The organism is Bordetella trematum (assembly GCF_900078335.1).
Taxonomy (GTDB): Bacteria; Pseudomonadota; Gammaproteobacteria; order Burkholderiales; family Burkholderiaceae_B; genus Bordetella; species Bordetella trematum.
In genome coordinates this window covers 258,350-277,126 of sequence record NZ_FKBR01000009.1, presented here as the reverse complement: position 1 = coordinate 277,126, position 18,777 = coordinate 258,350, and the positions used below count along the sequence as shown (strand labels likewise).

Sequence of the window (18,777 nt, the reverse complement as noted above, 5' to 3'; positions counted from 1 at the left end):
TTATCAGAATGCGCGCCGCGATGCTGCAACGCATTCAAACAATATGGGTCCGCCAGCCGCGATGCCGGGCATCCGGCTGGCGGGAAGCACTCAGGCCAGCGCCTTGAGCACGGCATCGCCCATCTGCGAGGTGCTCACCTTGGTGGTGCCTTCCTCGTACAGGTCGGGCGTACGCAGGCCATCGGCCAGCACCTTGCGCACTGCGGCCTCGATCCGATCCGCCTGAGCCGCCTGATCGAGCGAATAGCGCAGCAGCATGGCGGCCGACAGGATGGTGGCCAGCGGATTGGCCAGGTTCTGGCCGGCGATGTCAGGCGCCGAGCCATGGCTGGGCTCGTACAGACCCTGGCCATCGGCATTGAGCGAGGCCGAGGGCAGCATGCCGATGGAGCCGGTCAGCATGGCAGCTTCATCGGACAGGATGTCACCGAACAGGTTGCCGGTGACGATCACGTCGAACTGGCGCGGGTTGCGCACCAGCTGCATGGCGGCGTTGTCGACATACATATGCGACAACTCCACGTCCGGGTAATCGCGCGCCGTCTCGATGACCAGATCGCGCCAGAACTGCGACGTCTCCAGCACGTTGGCCTTGTCCACGCTGCACAGCTTCTTGCCGCGCTTGCGGGCGGTCTCGAAGCCCACGCGCGCGATGCGACGCACCTCGGACTCGGCATAGCGCATGGTGTCGAAGCCCTCGCGCTCGCCGGCGAAGGCGCCGTCCGGCGCACTGCGCACGCCGCGCGGCGTGCCAAAGTAAATATCGCCGGTCAGTTCACGGATGATGAGGATATCCAGGCCGGACACGATTTCCGGCTTCAGCGACGAAGCGCCGGCCAGCTCCGGATACAGGATGGCCGGACGCAGGTTGGCGAACAGCTGCAGGGCCTTGCGCAGACCCAGGATGGCCTGCTCGGGGCGGAACTCGCGCGGCAGGCTGTCGTACTTCCAGTCGCCCACGGCGCCAAACAGCACCGCGCGCGAGCGCTTGGCCAGCTCCAGCGTGGCCGGCGGCAGCGGATGCTCGAACTCGTCGAAGGCAGCCCCGCCCACCTTGGCCTCGACCAGCTCCAGCGGCAGGTCCAGGGCCTTGAGCACGCGCACCGCCTGTTCAACGATTTCCGGGCCGATGCCGTCGCCCGGCAGGACGGCGATAGTCTGAGTCATGGCAATTCCTGTGTATCGAATAAGTGCCGGGCATCACACGATGCCCGGAAAGGTATGGCTGATGGAAGGTCCGTCGCGGATCAGGCCACCGGGCGGCTTTCCAGCCACGGGTGACGCGCCAGGCGCTCGGCCTCGAAGGCCCGGATCTTGTCGGCCTGGCGCAGCGTCAGACCGATATCGTCAAAGCCGTTGAGCAGGCAGTACTTGCGGAACTCGTCGATCTCGAAACCCAGTTCGCGACCGTCGGCGCCGATCACCACCTGGCGCTCCAGATCGATCTTGAGCTTGTAGCCCGGAAAAGCCTTGACCTCATCGAACAGGCGCGCGACTTCGAGCTCGTTCAGGATGATGGGCAACAGGCCGTTCTTGAAACTGTTGTTGAAGAAGATATCGGCGTACGACGGCGCGATGATGGCGCGAAAACCATACTGTTGCAAAGCCCAGGGCGCGTGCTCGCGGCTGGAGCCGCAGCCGAAGTTCTTGCGCGCCAGCAACACCGAGGCCTCCTGGTAGCGCGGCTGGTTCAGCACGAAGTCCGGGTTCAGCGGACGCTTGCTGTTATCCATGCCCGGCTCGCCATGATCCAGGTAGCGCAGCTCATCGAACAGGTTGGGACCGAAACCCGAGCGCTTGATCGACTTCAGGAACTGCTTCGGGATGATGAGGTCGGTGTCGACGTTCTCGCGATCCAGCGGCGCGACCAGGCCTTCGTGAAAGGTAAATGCTTGCATGTGATTCCCCTGCTCAGCGATAGCTGCGCACGTCGACGAAATGACCCGCCACCGCAGCGGCGGCAGCCATGGCCGGGCTGACCAGGTGGGTGCGCCCGCCCTGGCCCTGGCGACCTTCGAAGTTGCGATTGGAGGTCGAGGCGCAACGCTCGCCCGGCTCCAGGCGGTCGGCGTTCATGGCCAGACACATGGAGCACCCCGGCTCGCGCCACTCGAAGCCGGCGTCGATGAAGATCTTGTCCAGCCCTTCGCGCTCGGCCTGTTGCTTGACCAGGCCCGAACCCGGCACCACCATGGCCTGGCGCACATTGGAGGCCACGCGTTTGCCGCGCGCCACCGCTGCGGCTTCGCGCAGGTCTTCGATACGCGAGTTGGTGCACGAGCCGATGAACACCCGGTCGATGCGGATGTCGGTCAGGGGCGTGTTGGGCTTGAGGCCCATGTACTCCAGCGCGCGCTCCATGCCGCTGCGCTTGACGTCGTCTTTCTCGCGGTCGGGATCGGGTACGCGGCTGTCGACCGGCAACACCATCTCGGGCGACGTGCCCCAGGTGACCTGCGGCTTGATGTCTTCGGCCCGGACCTGGATCACCTGATCGAACTTGGCGCCCGGATCGGAATGCAGGGTGCGCCAGTACGCCACGGCCTGATCCCAGGCCGCGCCCACCGGCGAGAACGGGCGGCCGCGGAAATAGTCGATGGTCTTGTCGTCGACGGCCACCATGCCGGAACGCGCGCCGGCCTCGATGGCCATATTACAGACCGTCATGCGCCCTTCCATCGACAGCCCGCGGATGGCGCTGCCGGCGAACTCGATGGCGTGGCCGGTGCCGCCTGCCGTGCCGATGATGCCGATGATGTGCAGCACCACATCCTTGGCGGTGCAGCCGAAAGACAATTCGCCCTCGACATTGATCAGCATGCTCTTGGCTTTTTTCATCAAGAGCGTCTGCGTCGCCAGCACGTGCTCGACTTCGGACGTGCCGATGCCGAATGCCAGCGCGCCCATCGCGCCGTGCGTGCTGGTGTGCGAGTCGCCGCAGACCACCGTCATGCCGGGCAGGGTCGCGCCCTGCTCCGGCCCGATCACGTGCACGATGCCCTGGCGCAGGTCATTCATGCGGAATTCGGTAATGCCGTACTTGTCGCAGTTCGCGTCCAGCGTGTCGACCTGCAGGCGCGAGATCGGGTCTTCGATTCCCTGCGCGCGGTTGAGGGTCGGCACGTTGTGATCGGCCACCGCCAGGTTGGCAGCGACGCGCCAGGGCTTGCGCCCGGCAAGCGACAGGCCCTCGAAGGCCTGCGGGCTGGTCACCTCGTGCAGCAGGTGGCGGTCGATATAGAGCAGACAGGTACCGTCTGCCTCTTGATGAACGACGTGGTCGTTCCAGAGTTTGTCGTAAAGAGTCTGGGCCATGAGTGCGCTCTGAAGGTAGGCGAACCGCTTTCGATCACAAGATCCGGCGGCATGCAGCGATTATGCCCATGCGATAAAGCTAGTACAACTTAAGCAATTATCCTAGTACAAGCACTACCCCCCTGCACCGTACGCCGCCACCCATCTCAGGTTTCGGAAGGCGCCGCCCCCGCCGGGGGAGGCACCAGGCCAGACAAATCCTCGGCCGCCTCGTGATCGAGCGCGCCCTGCACCAGATCCTCGGTGACGCGCAGTTCCACGCCGGTCGGCGTCATCTGCGAGGCCGCCGCGAACGGCGCCACCGGGACCGGGGCCGGGCGTTCCTGGCGGCGGCGCAGGAACAACAACACCATGCCCGCATTGATCAGGACAAAAGCCCAGAACAGTCCGCCCGGCCCCAGTTCGCTCATCATGGGCGAGATCATCAACGGGCTCACCACCGAGCCCAGCGAGTTGATCAGCAACAGACCCTGGATCATGCGTACCAGCGCACCGGCCGGCGCCCGGTCGGCCGCATGGCTGACCGCCACCGGATATACCGCGAAAATGCCGCCGCCCAACAGAAACAGCATGCCTGCCAGCCAGGACGAGCCGGCCGGCAGCATCAGAATGATGGCCGAGAGCACCGTGCAGGCCAGCCCCAGCGCGATCAGCACGCGCTGGCGATCATGCCGGTCCGACCAACGCCCCACCGGGTATTGCAGCACCATCGCCCCCAGGATGGTCCAGGCCATCATGGCGCCAACCTCGCCGATCTCCATGCCGATGCGCTGCAGATACAGCGGCAGCAAGGTATACACCGCGGCGATCGCCAGCCCGGACCCGAAGCAACCCACGACCCCGGTGGGCGTCAGCCGCAGCAGATTGCGCGGCGACAGGGGCTCGACCCGCTCGACCACCGGGCCGCCTCGCGGCAGGATCACCATCGGCAACACCGACAGCGAGGCCAGCATGCCAGCCACCATGAAGGGCGCGGCCTCACCCCAGCCGGCGATGGCGCCCAGCGCCGCCTGCCCGGCCACCCCCGAGCCATACAGCGCGATCATGTAGAACGCCAGCAAGCGCCCGCGCATGGCCGAGTCGGCTGCCATCAGCAACCAGCTCTCGACCACCAGAAACACCCCGACCGTGGCCCACCCGCCCAGCAAGCGGAAAAAGAACCATGCCCACGGATCCGAAACCAGCCCCTGCAGCAATGCCGTGACCGCGATCATGGAGGCAAAACTGCTGTAGGCGCGGATATGCCCGATGCGCACAGTCAGGCGGTCGTTGAACAAGGCTCCCAGGGCCAGACCGATGAAATACGCGGAAGACACCGCGCCGATCATCGTGGCCGACACACCGTCCGCATCCAGGCGCAACGTCGTCAGGGAAGAAAGAAAACCGCTGCCGATGCAGACGATGAACAGCCCCAGCAGGGGTGCCAGCGCAGGGGCCAGCAAATGCCACAACATAACAACCTCGAAACACCGGCCATCCTGTGCCGGACAAGAAAACACACGACAAACGCCGCCGCCGTGCGCCACGAAGCGCCACCTGGCGGCGGAAAACGGAAGGAAACAAGGGATTCGGATCAGAGCCGCAACCGCGCACGGCTGTGCGGCCCTCAGGCCTCCTGGCTACGCGGCGTCAGCGCCGCGACTGCTCGTATAGCGGCATGACGCGCTGCGCCGCCTGTTGCAGATCGCCAATACGCGTGGCGGCCGAGGGATGGGTGGAAAGGAACTCGGGAGGCGCCTGCGCACCCTGAGCCGCACCCATTTTCTGCCACAGCGTGACAGCGGCACGCGGGTCATAGCCCGCCCGCGCGGCCAGCTCCACCCCGATCAGGTCGGCCTCGCTCTCGTGCGAACGACTGTTGGGCAGCGTAAACATTACCTGGCTGAGGTTGGACCCGAGGTCCGTGGCCCGTTGCGAGCCCGTGAGGATGGACAGCACGGTCAGTCCGAGCTGCGCGGCCATCTGCTGGGAAACCCGCTCGCGCGCATGTTCGCGCAAGGCATGCGCGATCTCGTGCCCCAGTACTGCGGCCAGTTCATCATCCGTCGGCTGGATGCGCTGGATCAGCCCTGAATAGACCGCCATCTTGCCACCCGGCATGCACCAGGCGTTCACCTCGTCCTCGCTGATCAGGTGAACTTCCCAGTCCCAGTCGCGGGCATCGCCGCGAAACACCGGCACCTGCGCGACCAGGCGTTGGGTAATGGACTTGATGCGCTGGAGCTGGGCCGCATCGCGGTCCAGCCTGCCCTGGCTGCGCGCCTGATTCAGCACCGCCTGGTACTGTTTGCGCGCCTCCTGTTCAAGCTGGGCCTGCGGCACCAGCCCGGACACATACTGCTTGCGGTCGACGCCGACCGCACCGGATTGCGTCGTACTGATCCCGGCACAACCGGCCAGCGCAGCAGCCAGCAAGTACGCAGGAATCCGGGCAAGCATCCTGGACATGATGTTGCGACCTCAGCCCCCGCATTGCCCGCGATGCAGCAGCGCATGATCGATCAGCACCAGGGCCAGCAGGGCCTCGGCGATCGGCGTGGCGCGTATGCCCACGCAAGGATCATGCCGGCCCAGCGTCTGCACCATCACGGGCTCGCCCGCGCGATTGACCGAGCGGCGCTCGACCCGGATGCTGGAGGTCGGCTTGATGGCCAGCGACACCGTGACGGGCTGGCCGGTGGAGATACCACCCAGCACGCCGCCGGCGTTGTTCGACAGAAAGCCCCCCGGCGTGATCTCGTCGCCATGTTCGGAGCCGCGCTGCGCGATGCAGCCGAAACCCACGCCCAGCGACACGCCCTTGACCGCGTTCAGACCCATCATGGCGTGGGCGATATCGGCGTCCAGCCGGTCATAGATGGGCGTACCCCAACCCGCCGGCAGGCCTTCGGCCACGACCTCGATGCGCGCGCCGATCGAGTCGCCATCGCGGCGCAGCTGATCCATATAGGCTTCCAGTTGCGGCACGATGCCGGCATTGGGCGCATAGAACGGATTCTCCGGCACCGCATCCCAGGACTCGAAGGGAATCTCGATTTCCCCCAGCTGGCTCATGTAGCCGCGCACCTGCGTGCCATGTTGCTGCGCCAGCCATTTCTTGGCAATGGCGCCCGCCGCTACGGTCGGCGCGGTCAGGCGCGCCGAAGAGCGCCCGCCGCCACGCGGATCGCGCTGACCGAATTTGCTCCAGTAGGCGAAGTCCGCATGCCCGGGCCGGAAGGTGTCGGTGATATTGGAATAGTCTTTGCTGCGCGCGTCGGTATTGCGGATCAACAGACCGATCGGGGTCCCGGTGGTCACGCCCTCATAGACGCCCGACAGGATCTCGACCTGATCGGCCTCCTGTCGTTGCGTGACGTGACGCGAGGTGCCTGGACGACGCCGGTCCAGCTCGCGCTGGATATCGGCGGCCTCCAGGGGCAATCCGGGCGGACAGCCATCCACCACGCAGCCGATGGCCGGGCCATGAGATTCGCCGAAATTGGTAACGCGGAACAAAGAGCCTAAGGTATTGCCGGACATAGCAAATCTGCAAAAAAGCGGAGAAAGGGGCAGCCGGGATTATGACACCGATGCCGCCAGACACCGGATCTGATGCGCCGGCGCCGGGCGGCCGAGCAGAAAACCCTGCATATAACGGCACCCCAGACGGGTCAGGATATCGCGTTGCGCCTCGGTCTCGATGCCTTCGGCCACTACCAGCAGGCCCAGCGCGCGGCACATGCCCATCAGCGCCTTGACCACCTCCTGGCTGGCCGAATCCGATTCCAGCTCGGCAATGAAACCGCGATCCACCTTGACCCAGTCGATGGGCAGGCGCCGCAAATGCGTCAGGCTGGAATAACCGGCGCCGAAGTCATCCAGCGCCACCTGTATGCCGCGCGCGCGCAGACCGTTCAAGGTGGCAACGTGGCGCTCATATTGCAGGATGAACAGGGATTCGGTGATTTCCAGCACCAGGCGGTGCGGTGCCAGGCGGCTGTTGGCCAGCGTATGCGCTACCTGCATCGGCAGCTCTTCGGCATACATCTGGCGTACGGACAGATTGACGTGCAGACGCCAATGCGCCGGCCAGGTGACGGCCCGCGCACAAGCGGTATCCAGCACCCAGGCGCCCAGCGGAACAATGAGCCCGGTGCGCTCGGCCAGCGCAATCGCCACGCCGGGCGACACGTTGCCATGCACAGGGTGCTGCCAGCGCAACAAGGCTTCACAGCCCTCGATGTTGCCGGTCTGGGTATCGAATACGGGCTGGTAGTGCACCTCGAACTGATCCATCGACGAGGAGGCAAGCGCCACCCGCAGATCATGTTCAAGGCCCTGATAATGGCGCTGCCGCTCCAGCATGGCCGGCTCGAACACACTCCAGTGCGGACCGTCTTCTTCCTGTTGCATCAGGGCGATCTGCACGCCGCGCTCCAGCTCGTCGAAGCTGTCGCCATGATCCGGATAGACCGCCGCCGCCATCCGGAAATCGACGATCAGCGGCTGGCCACGCAACTCGTAAGGCCAGGAAAGCTGCTCAAGAATGTGAGGCGCGAATTCGGCGATTTCCCATGCCTGGGTGGCCGGCGCCCAGATCAGAAAGGAGTCCGATGCGTAACGGGCCACCATGAAGTCTTCGGATTGCTGTTGCAGACGTTCGGCCACCATCGCCAGCAACGCGCGATTATCCTTGACGGCCAGCATGGCGCTCAAGGCCGGGTGGTGTATCAGCTGCACCAGGAACACCGCCCCCTGCCCGACTCGCCGCATGGAGGTGCTGGCCCGGCTGCGCAAGCTGTCGGGCGTCAAGGCAAGCGTGGATGAATCCCGGGCCAGTCGACGGCGCAACCGATATTCCCGGATCATGAACACTACGCATATGGCGAGCAACGCCAATCCCGGCGACAGACACTGCCTCACCAGGTCATCCAAGCCCACGGAGCCCCCTCATTCAGCGAGCACAGCGTCCGTTTATGCGGCACGGACCCAACCTTTAACCATTACAGGTTATCAATGGGATTATGCATGATTTGGATAGAATAGGACTGCGTATTTGTCCCTAAATCCTCACTCTTTTGTTCCAGCCAATTAGCCAATTGGCGGTACAGCCGGTAATCTTTCGATTCCTGTTGTACGAAAGAGCAAACCCCCTCCCAATCGACGACTGCCCCCCAGCGGGGTGAGGCCTACATGCATCTATCGCGACGCCTTCTGCTCGGCTTTCTGATTCTGCTTGGTCTGCTGTGGCTGGGAACGCAACTGAGCAACGTCTGGGTGCAACGACAGAATGCCACGGCCCTGCAGCAGCAACGGGCCCAAGCGGCGGCCGCCTCGCTGGCTCTCGCCATCAGCCAGCACCCGGGCCAGCCGCAGGACTGGCTCGCGCGGCTGCCGCCTCCCGCGAAGGACGCCCTGCCGCGGCGCATCGATGACGACACTTCGTCACGCAGCTTCCCTTACTGGAATGAACGCGCCGCCCCGGCTCCCGGCATGCCGATCCTGGCGCGCAGCGCCTACCGCAGCGCCGACGGCGCCAGCCAGGGAGAGGTCCTGGTCTATGGCAACAGCGCGCAGGATCCGCCTGCCGCCATGCTGCATGCAGGGCTGATCCAAACTCTGCTTTTCCTGCTGGCCGCGCTGGCCGGCGCCCTGTCTCTGCGCCGCCTGTCCCGCACCGTAAGCCATGCCCCTTTTGACATGCTGTTGCGCACGGCGCGCGGCGAAGATGCCCCCGCGCGGAATCCGGTGGCCGAGCTGCAGCCCCTGCAGGACGCCCTGGCCGCCAATCGCGAACAACACGAGCAGGCCATCGAACACCTGCAGCAACGCATCGTCGCCCTGGAGAATGAGGCCACCCGCGACGCCATCACGCGGCTGGCCAATCGCAAGACTTTCTTTGATGTGTTCCGCGCAATCCTGCGCAATGACAGCCCGCGCGCCCATGGCCACGTACTGATCTTCCGCCAGCGCGACATGGCCGAAATCAACCGCAGCATGCTGCACGAAGGCACTGACCAATGGCTGCGTCTGACGGCAGCCCAGCTGCAGCACCTGATCACCGAACTCGGCGGGCCGCGCACGCTGCTGGCCCGCCTGAACGGCTCCGACTTCGCGGCGCTGCTGCCCGATCTGGCCCCGCAACCTGCCTTGTTGCTGGCCGAAAAAGTGCGCCGGGAATTGCGCCTGCGCCGCCTGCCGCTGCGCCAGCAGGAATGGTGCCGCTGGGCCATTGCGCTGGGCGCCTATGAAACCGGCGAGCAGGTCGGCGCCATCCTGGCCCGCCTGGACAACGCCCTCATGCGTGCCGAGGCCAGCAACAGCGACACGCTGCAACTGACCAATCACGACGATGAGCCGCGCATCGACGGCGAGTACCGCTGGCAGGCTCTCATCACGGGCGCGCTGGAAGAGCACCGCTTCTATCTCGAGGTGCAGACGCGCCACGACCAGACCGGACGGCGCGTGCAGGATGAGGCCAGCCTGGTCCTGGGCGGCCCCCAGGCGCTGCCGGCCAGCGCTTTCATGCCGGCGGCCGCGCGCCTGGGCCTGGCCATCGACTGCGATATCCAGGCCCTGCGCCTGGCGCTGGACGATCGCAGCCGGCAACCGGGCGTCATGATGCTGCCGCTCACGCCCGCCTCCATGGCCAGCCGCTCGTTTCTCAGCCGGGCGTGCCGACTGTTGCAGGACCGCCCTGCGCAGGCTCGCCAACTGATCCTGCAGATCGAAGCACAATGCCTGATCGATGATTACGACAATGTCCGGGCCTTGTGCGCCCTGACGGCCGACGTCGGCGCCCGCGTGGGCATCAACCGCGTGAGCGAGCACCTGACCGCGCTGGAGAAACTGCATCTTCTGCCGGTGGTTTACATCAAAGTGGGAGGTGCCTTCGTGCACAGCCTGCCCGACAGCCCCGCCAATCGGCAACTGGCCGCCACCCTGGCGCGCAGCGCACAGGCCGCGCACGTCATCCCCTATGCGACCGACGTGCACGACGATACGCTGGCCACACTGGCGCAGTCGCTAGGGTTTACGGTGCTGCAAGCGCTGGCCGGCGAGCATGAACCGGCAGAAGCGCTGCCGCCCCGGCCCGCTGCCCCCCTGCTGCCGACACTGCCGGCCAACCTGCCGCCCAGCCAACGCAAGCGCCAGGATCAAAGCACGCAGCGACTCTCCGAGATGGCGGGCGCCCTGCAATCCCAGCGCCAGTTCCAGGCGCTGCTGTCGCACGAATTGCGCACGCCGGCCGCCACCATCAGCGCCGCCGCCCAATCGCTGGAAACCATCCTTGCCGGCAGCGGCCAGGAAGTCGACAGCCGTCTGGCCCGGATCCGGCGGGCCGTGGGACGGATCACGACCATGCTGGAGCAGATGCTGGACCCCGAACGCAATGCTGATCAAGCCATGGCGCCACGCCTGGAAAATGTCGAGTTGGGAGAGTTGGCGCGCGACCTGTGCCACAGCATGCAGCCGGATTCCGCCCATCCCCTGATCGTGCGTGCCGATGATGCCGTGCCCGTGCTGTGCGACCCCTTGCTGACGTCGCTGGTGCTGCGCAATCTGATCCAGAACGCCATCAAATATTCACCGGCCAATCAGCCCGTGCTGATCGACGCCGGACTGAGCAGCAGCCAAGATGGCACCATGGCCTGGCTGGCCGTCAGCGACCACGGGCCCGGGCTGAACGAAGAAGACACGCAGCGGATATTCGAGCCGCACTACCGGCGTGAGGAACACCGCGAGACGCCCGGCACCGGCCTGGGACTGCACCTGGCGCGCGAGATCTGCATCAGCCAGGGCGGCAGCCTGACTGCGCAGGCTCAGCCCGGCCAGGGCGCGCGCTTTGTGATTGCGCTGCCGGCAGCCGGGCTGGCCGGACTGCCGGCCGAAGGAGATCCGCTGTAGCCGCCCGGCGCTCAGGCCACGAACACGTAGCCTTGGCCACGCACCGACAGCACCGGCAACTTGAGGCCGGCCGACTGCGCCTTGGCGCGCAGACGGCTGACCATCACATCGACGCGCCGCGGCTCGAAGTTATCCGGGTTCTCGGGCTGGATGATCTCGGCCAGGACCTGACGCGTGACCGCCTCGCCGGTCTTTTCCATCAGCGTCATCAGGAAGGCCCGTTCCTGGGCATTGAGGTGCAAGGTGGCGCCATCAGGCGCCGAGAGCACCCAGCCGCCATCCTGCAACGCCCATTGGGCTGAGGGGCGCGGCGAGGCAGCCACCGGCGTCGGCATGAGGCTGCCCGCCGCCGGCCGCGCCAGCCGCATGCGACGGGCAAGGCTGCGGATCACCGAACTGAGCTCCAGCAGATCCACCGGCTTGGTCAGATAGGCGTCGGCCCCCCCCTCCAGCCCACGCACCCGATCTTCCAGGGCGCCGCGCCCGGTCAACATGATGATCCCGAGATTGCCATGCGCCCGCAGGCGAGTGGCCACCGAGAAACCATCGTCGCCCGGCACGTTGGCATCGAGGATCACGATGTCGCAGGCCTGCGCCTGCAATGCCTCATAGAAGGAGGCCGAATCTCCCCGCACGAAAACGACCTTGAAGCCGAACCCTTCCAGGCCCAGCGCCAATTCGTCACGAAAATCCTCGTCGTCTTCCAGAAGCCCTATGCGCAATAAACCGTCTGCCGCCAGCATGTGTTCTCCCAGATCCGCATCATCGACGCCGCCACCCACGCGGCATCATCATTTGACATTATGTTGCTAAATTCTACCTGGGCTTAGGGCCTTTCCTCAAAATGGGGGAGCGACAGATCACGGGGTCAGGACGAACAGCTGATCTCCAGGTGTGCCGCCCAATCCGGCGCGGGCGCGGCATAAGCCTCGGCATGCGGCTGGATCTCGCAGGGCTTGCTCAACACCTGCAGAAGACGCTCGATCTCGCCGGCATCGCCCTCGGCTGCGGCCCGGATGGCCTGCTCGGCGAGGTGATTGCGCAACACATACAGCGGATTGACGCGGTCCATTGCTGCTGCGCGCGCCGCGCCTGTCCGCCCATCGGCGTCGTGCCTGGCGGACAGACGCTGCCACCACGATTGCGCCGCCTCGGGCTCCATGAAGCGTTGCGTGAAGGCCCCGGTCTCGCCGCGCACCGCATCCGCCAGACTGCGAAAGGTCAGCGTGAAGTCCGCCCGGCTGCCATGCATCAGGCGCAACAGATCATCCACCAGCGCCTCATCGCCCTCCTGCCATCCCGACAGACCGAGCTTGCTCCCCATGCGCGCATGGAAAGCCTGCGTGAAGGTTGCCTCGTACTCCTGCAGCACCGCGCGCAAGTCATCGGCATCAACCCCCAGCGCGTGCAAGCTGCCCGCCAGCCGATACAGATTCCACAAGCCCACTGAAGGCTGGCGGCTCCAGGAATACCGCCCTTGCGAGTCGGAATGATTGCAAATATGGCCGAGGTCGAACCCATCCATGAAACCGAAAGGCCCGTAATCCAGCGTCAGGCCCAATATCGACATATTGTCGGTATTCATCACGCCATGGCAGAAACCCACCGCCTGCCAGTCGGCCATCAACGACGCCGTGCGACGCGATACCTCGCGCAGCAGGGCGAGCACGTCGCCGTGCTCGCCCGCCGCATCGCGACACTCGGGGTAGAAGCGGTCGATGACATAATCCACCAGCGTGCGCAGATGATCGGTGCGTCGTAGCGACGCCCAATGCTCGAAGGAGCCGAAACGCACGAAGCTGGGTGCCATGCGCAATACGATGGCAGCCGTCTCCCGCGTTTCACGCATCACCGGCTCTTGCGAAGTCACCAATGACAGTGCGCGGGTGGTCGGGATGCCCAGCCCATGCATGGCCTCGCTGGCAAGATACTCGCGCACCGACGAGCGCAATACGGCGCGGCCGTCGCCCATACGCGAATATGGCGTGCGCCCGGCCCCCTTGAGCTGCAGCTCCCAGTTGCCCTGCGGGCCGCGCACCTCGCCCAACAGATGGGCGCGGCCATCGCCAAGCTGGCCGGCCCAGACCCCGAACTGGTGCCCGCTATAGACAGCCGCCAGCGTATCGCCGCCCGGCAAGGGCTGCTGACCGCTGGCCACCGCCAGAAAAGCCTCGCTCTGCAGCTGCGCCGGATCCAGGCCAATAAGCGCAGCCGCGGCAGCATTGGCGTGCAACAGGCGCGGCGCCTGAGGCGCCTGCGCCGGCAGGCGGGTGTAGAAATCCGCCGGCAAAGCGGCAAAGCTGTTGTCCAGCGCCAGGTCTTCTAGTTTGCGCAACATGGGCGCCCTCCCTGCGGGGTCCGACAGGCATGCGACGGCGGCAACGCCGGCCCTGCCGGCGGAAATCGGGTTCGAATTCGACAGTCAGGCTGCTATTATCCCCCGATGGACCCTGACGCCAATACCGCCGGGGAAAGCCCCCGCCCCGAGCCTCGCCGACGCTCCCGGATCTCCCGGGCAGCCCAGGCTTTTCGATTCGCCGGCAGCGTGGTCGACGAAGAGCGGCTGCTGCAGGTCGCCTCCAGCCTGACCTTCACGACCGTGCTGGCCATCGTGCCGATGCTTGCGGTCGTGCTGTCGCTGTTCACCGCCTTTCCGGTGTTCCAGGATTTCCGCCTCGCGCTGGAAGACTTCCTGGCCAACAATCTCATGCCGCCAGCGGTCTCCGACAACATCATGGAGTACCTCAACCAGTTCGCACGCCAGGCCTCGCGCCTGACGGCGATCGGCGGCGCCTTCCTGGTCGTGACCTCGCTGCTGCTGATCATGACCATCGACAAAACGCTCAACGACATCTGGCATGTACGCAAGCAACGCCCGCTGCCGCAGCGGGCCCTGATCTACTGGGCCATCATCACGCTTGGCCCGATCGCCACCGGCGCCAGTCTGTGGGCGACCTCCTTCGTGGCGCGCGAATCGATGGGGCTGGTCAGCGACGTTCCCGGGGTGGTCAGCCTCGCAGTGTCCTTCGTGCCGCTGGTGCTGACCGGGCTGGGCTTCGCCGCACTGTTCGTGGTGGTGCCCAATTGCCGGGTGTACTGGCGCGACGCGCTCGCAGGCGGTTTCTTCACCGCGATCGCGCTGGAACTCATGAAGGCCGGCTTCACGTTCTACCTGACGGGCTTCCCCGCCTACACCATCATCTACGGCGCTTTCGCGACCCTGCCCATCTTCCTGCTGTGGATCTACCTGTCCTGGCTGGTCGTGCTGTTCGGGGCAGCCATCGCCGCCAGCGCACCGCTCATCCGTCTGGGGCGCTGGGACATCAACCGCGCCGCAGGCGCCCCCTTCGTCGACGCAATACAGGTACTGCAGCAGCTGCTCGCCGCACGCGGCCTCTGCCCGCCCGGCCTGTCTCTGCAGGCCCTCGCCCAGGAACTGCAGCTCAACCAGCAGGAACTTGTCGCGGTCCTGGAGCAACTGCAGCAATTGGGCCTGATCGCGCTGACGGCCGACAGCAGATGGGTGCTCGCCTGTGACCCGGCCCACGCAGATCTGTCCCCGCTCTATGACCAGTTTCTTTTCAATCGCGACCAGCGCCGCGTCCACCGTGATCCGGCCCTGGCCGAGCTGGCCAGACGACTGGGTGATGGAAATTCGCCCCTCAAACTGGAACAACTGGCCAGCCTGGCGCAAAATAACGCCATCGAGCCCGTGCCGCCTGCCGGCATCCCGCCCGAGACGCCCTCTGTCACGGTCCTGCCACTGGAAAACCACCAGTCGCCCCGATAGCGCGTCCGAATGGAGACAGGGACCAACAGACCATGCAAATAGAGGCCCGGCCTCAGGGAGGAACAATCATGTTGAAAGTCAGTGAAATTCTGCGGGTCAAGGGCAATACCCTTTACACCGCCACCCCGGACACCCAGGTCAGCGTGGCCATCAGCACCATGAGCGAACAGGATATCGGCTCGCTGGTCATCATGGAGTCCGGCATGCTCGCCGGCATGCTTACCTTCCGCGAGATCATGCGCCACCTGGATCAAAACGAAGGCAACGTTGGCGAAACCACCATCCGCGCGATCATGGATGATGCGCCGGTCAGCGTCTCGCCCAACACCAGCGCCGAAGAAGTCCAGCGCCTGATGCTGGACAAGCACGCACGCTACATCCCCGTCATGGATGGCCCGACGCTGCTGGGTGTGATCTCCTTCTACGACATGGCCCAGGCCATCGTGGCCGCGCAGCAGTTCGAAAACAACATGCTCAAGGCCTATATCCGCGAATGGCCCATGGACAGCGCCAGCGGCAACCCCTGAGCCCGCTCTGCCCGAGGTCGCGCCGCAGGGCGGCGCGACCTCGCAGCCCATCCGGGCCTGACGCCTTGGCTAACCGTCGCGCCGCATGACGGGGCGCAGGGCCCGCCAGGCTTCGTACAACACGGCAGGGTCATTGGCCCTCAACCGCGTGGAGTCCGACAGCAAGCGCCGCCAGGTGCGCGCCCCCACCTGCTGATTCACCAGCCCCAGCATGGGCCTGAGCATCACCCGCAAGGGCACGCCACGCGCCACCTGCCTGGAGGTATAGCCCACCATGGCATCCACCACCTGCGCATCGGTCGGCAGAACCGTCTGCGGCCAGAGTTTCGCCGAGACCTCCGACAATACCCGCGGCGTATGCCAGGCAGCGCGACCCAGCATCACGCCCTCGAACCCCTCGCCGGCGCGCAAAGCCTGATCCGCGTTGGCCAGACCGCCATTGAGCACCATCACCGCATCGGGGAAGTCGCGCTTGAGCTGTGCCGCGACGTCGTAGCGCAATGGCGGGATCTCGCGGTTGTCCTTGGGCGTGAGCCCTTTGAGCACGGCATTGCGCGCATGCACGATGAACACGCGGCAGCCGGTGTCATACAGCTTGCCGACAAAGTCGCGCACAAAACCATACGACTCGTCGTAGTCCAGCCCCAGACGATGCTTGACCGTCACGGGCACATCCACGACGTCCTGCATGGCCTTGATGCAATCGGCCACCAACTCGGGCTCGGCCATCAGGCAGGCGCCAAATGCCCCTTTCTGCACCCGCTCGGAAGGACAGCCACAGTTCAGGTTGATTTCATCAAACCCCCACTGCTGGCCCAGGCGTGCCGCCGCCGCCAGCGCCGCCGGCTCGCTGCCGCCCAGTTGCAGGGCCACAGGATGCTCACTGGGATCGAAGTCCAGGTGACGAGCCACATCGCCATGCTGCAGGGCGCCGGTCGTGATCATCTCGGTATACAAACGGGCGTGCGGCGCCAGCAGCCGATGGAAAAAACGGCAATGGCGGTCTGTCACATCGATCATGGGGGCGACGCAAAGTCGCCAGTCAGGCGGATTCAAGGACGGCTCGATTCAAGGCAATGGGGAAAGTCCCTGCCATTTTACGGCGCTCGCCGCCGGCGTGCCCGGCACGACCCGGAGCACTGGTCTAAAATTGCAGCGCCCCGCGCTCCAGCGGGAGCCAGGCACCCTTCCTGCAATTCCTTTTCCCGCTCATCAATGGCCGTTTTCACTCCTGTCTCCGACCACGACGCCCGCACGCTGCTCACCCGCTACGACCTTGGAGAGCTGATCTCTCTGCGCGGCATTACCGCAGGCATCGAAAACAGCAACTTCTTTCTGCACACTACGCGCGGCGAGTATGTGCTGACGCTGTTCGAAGTGCTGACACAGGAGCAACTGCCGTTCTATATCGAACTCATGCACCATCTGGCCGAGCGCGGCATCCCCGTGCCCCAGCCGCAGACGCTGCATGACGGCACACGCCTGACCCGGTTGCACGGCAAGCCCACCGCCATCGTCAGCCGCCTGCCCGGCGGATACGAACCGGCGCCGGGCGCCGGGCACTGCGCCCTGGCCGGCGCCACCCTGGCGCGCGTGCACAAGGCAGCCGCCGACTTCGGCATCCACCAGCCCAATCTGCGTGGCCTGCCCTGGTGGGAGCAGACCGCGCCCAAGGTGCTGCCTTTCCTGACGCCCGAGCAGGCGCAATTGCTCACCTGCGAGCTGGCCGCCCAACAGGCCGCCGCAGCCAGCCCAGACTACGCCACGCTGCCCAAAGGCCCGGCGCATTGCGACCTGTTCCGCGACAACGTCCTGTTCGCAGGCACCTTCGACAACCCGCTGATGGGCGGCTTCATCGATTTCTACTTCGCCGGCTGGGACACCTGGTTGTTCGACGTCGCCGTCGCCGTCAATGACTGGTGTATCGAGCGCGACAGCGGCGAGTTCGTGCCCGAGCTGGTGCAATCCTGGCTACAGGCCTATGCCCGGGAGCGCCCCTTCACGGAGGCCGAACGCCGCGCCTGGCCCGGCATGCTGCGCGCTGCCGCCCTGCGGTTCTGGCTGTCGCGCCTGTACGACTTCCATCTGCCCCGCCCGGCACAGACGCTCAAGCCGCACGACCCGCGCCACTTTGAAAGAGTGTTGCAGGCACGCCACCGTTCAGCCCTGCCCGCCTTGCCCTAAATGCCCAGCGCCGCATAATGGGCGCTAGGCATGCCATCTGTCCCCAGAGAGTTCACGGAATCTATGCAAGCAGCAACCCTACCCGCGTCCTATGGCTGGCAATGGGTCAAAGACGGCCTGAAGATCTTCGGCAAGCAACCCATGCCGATGTTCTTCTGGGCAATGGCTCTCAGCCTGTTCGTTTTATTTGCCACACGGGCACAGTTCGTCGGGCCGCTGCTGTTCGTCGCATTGATGCCTGTTTTCACCCTGATGGCGCTTGAGGCCTGCAAACACATCTCGGCCGGCCGCATCATGGTGCCCTCGATGTGGCCCCGGCCCCTGCTGCGCCCCGGCGTTTTCCGCAAGCTCTTCCTGATGGGCCTGCTCTATGCGGCCCTGGGCCTGCTGGCCGGGCTGGTCGCCTTCATCCCCTTCTGGGGCGAGCTCTCGGCCGCGCTGCGCCTGGTACAGATCCAGCAGGACATCATGCCCTTCCTGGAGGCGGTGCGCACCCCGCTGCTGATCTTTGTCGTGCTGTACGTCATCGTGGCAGCCCTGTTCTGGCATGCGCCGGCGCTGGTCGCTTGGCACAACCTGCGCCTGATCCAGGCGATGTTCTTCTCGGCCATCGCCTGCTGGCGCAACAAATGGGCCTTCCTGGTCTATGGCGTCGTATGGGCCTTGGTTTTCCTGTGCATCGACCTGGCCGCCAGCTTGCTGGTCGCCATCGGGCTGGATGCCACCATCGTGACCATCCTGCAGATGCCGGTCCAGCTTGCCGCCGGCGCCGTGTTCTACAGCACCCTTTATCCGATCTACACCACCACCTTCGGCATCGAGGACCACGCGGCTGCGCTGGACAACAGCGACCCCGCCTCGGCCTGAACACAAGGCTGCGCAGGCGGCCTGTGGCGGCCCGCTGCAGACCGCCACGCTGCGCCTGCCGTCTGCGACTGCTGCCCGCGCCTCAAGCCATGCGGGCCTGCCACGTCTCAGTCAATCGCCAGCAACCCGGCTGATCTGTCGCCGCATGCGGCCCAGGCAGCGCCGGGCCTGCTCCTCGACCCGGTAGCGGGAGCCCTCCCCGCC

Annotated in this window: 15 protein-coding genes; 5 read left to right on the top strand and 10 right to left on the bottom strand. The window is 65.5% G+C overall.

All coding sequences use genetic code 11. From position 1 onward, the window contains the following. Positions 1 to 90 precede the first annotated feature (90 nt). The 7 genes from leuB to A7V84_RS03955 form a co-directional block, all read right to left on the bottom strand. Positions 91 to 1,167: a 3-isopropylmalate dehydrogenase gene (gene leuB / locus A7V84_RS03985; protein WP_025512455.1), complete on the bottom strand. Its 1,077-nt coding sequence runs from the start codon at positions 1,165 to 1,167 to the stop codon at positions 91 to 93. Positions 1,168 to 1,247: 80 nt separating this feature from the next. Beyond that, positions 1,248 to 1,898 carry a 3-isopropylmalate dehydratase small subunit gene (leuD, locus tag A7V84_RS03980; RefSeq protein WP_063492459.1) on the bottom strand — a complete coding sequence of 217 codons (651 nt, stop codon included), beginning with the start codon at positions 1,896 to 1,898 and terminating at the stop codon, positions 1,248 to 1,250. Positions 1,899 to 1,911: 13 nt separating this feature from the next. Further along, positions 1,912 to 3,315: a 3-isopropylmalate dehydratase large subunit gene (gene leuC, locus A7V84_RS03975; protein WP_025512458.1), complete on the bottom strand. Its 1,404-nt coding sequence runs from the start codon at positions 3,313 to 3,315 to the stop codon at positions 1,912 to 1,914. A gap of 146 nt (positions 3,316 to 3,461) precedes the next feature. Further along, positions 3,462 to 4,769 carry an MFS transporter gene (locus tag A7V84_RS03970; protein ID WP_063492460.1) on the bottom strand — a complete coding sequence of 436 codons (1,308 nt, stop codon included), beginning with the start codon at positions 4,767 to 4,769 and terminating at the stop codon, positions 3,462 to 3,464. 175 nt (positions 4,770 to 4,944) lie between these two features. After that, positions 4,945 to 5,754, bottom strand: a complete 810-nt coding sequence (locus A7V84_RS03965; protein ID WP_101604953.1) for a M48 family metallopeptidase — start codon at positions 5,752 to 5,754, stop codon at positions 4,945 to 4,947. A gap of 21 nt (positions 5,755 to 5,775) precedes the next feature. Then, the gene (gene aroC / locus A7V84_RS03960) at positions 5,776 to 6,837 is read right to left on the bottom strand and encodes a chorismate synthase (RefSeq protein WP_025512462.1); all 1,062 of its coding nucleotides are present in this window, start codon (positions 6,835 to 6,837) and stop codon (positions 5,776 to 5,778) included. 39 nt (positions 6,838 to 6,876) lie between these two features. After that, positions 6,877 to 8,238, bottom strand: a complete 1,362-nt coding sequence (locus A7V84_RS03955; protein ID WP_025512463.1) for a putative bifunctional diguanylate cyclase/phosphodiesterase — start codon at positions 8,236 to 8,238, stop codon at positions 6,877 to 6,879. Positions 8,239 to 8,490: 252 nt separating this feature from the next. Here A7V84_RS03955 and A7V84_RS03950 point away from each other — a divergent pair, with 252 nt between their 5' ends. Next, positions 8,491 to 11,205, top strand: a complete 2,715-nt coding sequence (locus tag A7V84_RS03950; RefSeq protein ID WP_025512464.1) for an EAL domain-containing protein — start codon at positions 8,491 to 8,493, stop codon at positions 11,203 to 11,205. 11 nt (positions 11,206 to 11,216) lie between these two features. Here the strand turns inward: A7V84_RS03950 and A7V84_RS03945 are convergent, their stop codons facing one another. Beyond that, complete coding sequence (locus A7V84_RS03945; protein ID WP_025512465.1) at positions 11,217 to 11,948, bottom strand: response regulator transcription factor; 732 nt, start codon at positions 11,946 to 11,948, stop codon at positions 11,217 to 11,219. A 125-nt stretch (positions 11,949 to 12,073) separates the two neighbouring features. Beyond that, positions 12,074 to 13,543 carry a protein adenylyltransferase SelO gene (locus A7V84_RS03940; protein ID WP_063492461.1) on the bottom strand — a complete coding sequence of 490 codons (1,470 nt, stop codon included), beginning with the start codon at positions 13,541 to 13,543 and terminating at the stop codon, positions 12,074 to 12,076. Positions 13,544 to 13,648: 105 nt separating this feature from the next. Between A7V84_RS03940 and A7V84_RS03935 the strand changes: the two genes are divergently transcribed. Continuing rightward, on the top strand, positions 13,649 to 14,995 hold the full coding sequence (locus tag A7V84_RS03935) for a YihY family inner membrane protein (RefSeq protein WP_025512468.1): 1,347 nt from the start codon (positions 13,649 to 13,651) through the stop codon (positions 14,993 to 14,995). 68 nt (positions 14,996 to 15,063) lie between these two features. Next, positions 15,064 to 15,522 carry a CBS domain-containing protein gene (locus A7V84_RS03930; protein ID WP_025512470.1) on the top strand — a complete coding sequence of 153 codons (459 nt, stop codon included), beginning with the start codon at positions 15,064 to 15,066 and terminating at the stop codon, positions 15,520 to 15,522. Positions 15,523 to 15,591: 69 nt separating this feature from the next. Here the strand turns inward: A7V84_RS03930 and dusA are convergent, their stop codons facing one another. Then, a complete protein-coding gene (dusA, locus tag A7V84_RS03925; RefSeq protein WP_033534442.1) occupies positions 15,592 to 16,542 on the bottom strand; it encodes a tRNA dihydrouridine(20/20a) synthase DusA in 951 nt (316 codons plus the stop codon). A 195-nt stretch (positions 16,543 to 16,737) separates the two neighbouring features. Here dusA and A7V84_RS03920 point away from each other — a divergent pair, with 195 nt between their 5' ends. Together A7V84_RS03920 and A7V84_RS03915 are read left to right on the top strand one after the other, a co-directional pair. Next, positions 16,738 to 17,706 carry a homoserine kinase gene (locus A7V84_RS03920; protein ID WP_025512473.1) on the top strand — a complete coding sequence of 323 codons (969 nt, stop codon included), beginning with the start codon at positions 16,738 to 16,740 and terminating at the stop codon, positions 17,704 to 17,706. A gap of 63 nt (positions 17,707 to 17,769) precedes the next feature. Further along, positions 17,770 to 18,573 (top strand): BPSS1780 family membrane protein, encoded by an 804-nt coding sequence (locus tag A7V84_RS03915; protein ID WP_063492462.1) that lies wholly within the window; start codon positions 17,770 to 17,772, stop codon positions 18,571 to 18,573. The last annotated feature ends 204 nt before the right edge of the window (positions 18,574 to 18,777 follow it).

Excerpts from the sequence above, each read along its gene's own strand:
- A7V84_RS03970 (WP_063492460.1), bottom strand. The coding sequence starts at position 4,769 with ATGTTGTGGCATTTGCTGGCCCCTGCGCTGGCACCCCTGCTGGGGCTG.
- A7V84_RS03935 (WP_025512468.1), top strand. The coding sequence starts at position 13,649 with ATGGACCCTGACGCCAATACCGCCGGGGAAAGCCCCCGCCCCGAGCCT.
- A7V84_RS03915 (WP_063492462.1), top strand. The coding sequence starts at position 17,770 with ATGCAAGCAGCAACCCTACCCGCGTCCTATGGCTGGCAATGGGTCAAA.
- leuD (WP_063492459.1), bottom strand. The coding sequence starts at position 1,898 with ATGCAAGCATTTACCTTTCACGAAGGCCTGGTCGCGCCGCTGGATCGC.
- dusA (WP_033534442.1), bottom strand. The coding sequence starts at position 16,542 with ATGATCGATGTGACAGACCGCCATTGCCGTTTTTTCCATCGGCTGCTG.
- A7V84_RS03940 (WP_063492461.1), bottom strand. The coding sequence starts at position 13,543 with ATGTTGCGCAAACTAGAAGACCTGGCGCTGGACAACAGCTTTGCCGCT.
- A7V84_RS03945 (WP_025512465.1), bottom strand. The coding sequence starts at position 11,948 with ATGCTGGCGGCAGACGGTTTATTGCGCATAGGGCTTCTGGAAGACGAC.
- leuC (WP_025512458.1), bottom strand. The coding sequence starts at position 3,315 with ATGGCCCAGACTCTTTACGACAAACTCTGGAACGACCACGTCGTTCAT.
- A7V84_RS03950 (WP_025512464.1), top strand. The coding sequence starts at position 8,491 with ATGCATCTATCGCGACGCCTTCTGCTCGGCTTTCTGATTCTGCTTGGT.
- leuB (WP_025512455.1), bottom strand. The coding sequence starts at position 1,167 with ATGACTCAGACTATCGCCGTCCTGCCGGGCGACGGCATCGGCCCGGAA.
- aroC (WP_025512462.1), bottom strand. The coding sequence starts at position 6,837 with ATGTCCGGCAATACCTTAGGCTCTTTGTTCCGCGTTACCAATTTCGGC.
- A7V84_RS03920 (WP_025512473.1), top strand. The coding sequence starts at position 16,738 with ATGGCCGTTTTCACTCCTGTCTCCGACCACGACGCCCGCACGCTGCTC.
- A7V84_RS03965 (WP_101604953.1), bottom strand. The coding sequence starts at position 5,754 with ATGCTTGCCCGGATTCCTGCGTACTTGCTGGCTGCTGCGCTGGCCGGT.
- A7V84_RS03930 (WP_025512470.1), top strand. The coding sequence starts at position 15,064 with ATGTTGAAAGTCAGTGAAATTCTGCGGGTCAAGGGCAATACCCTTTAC.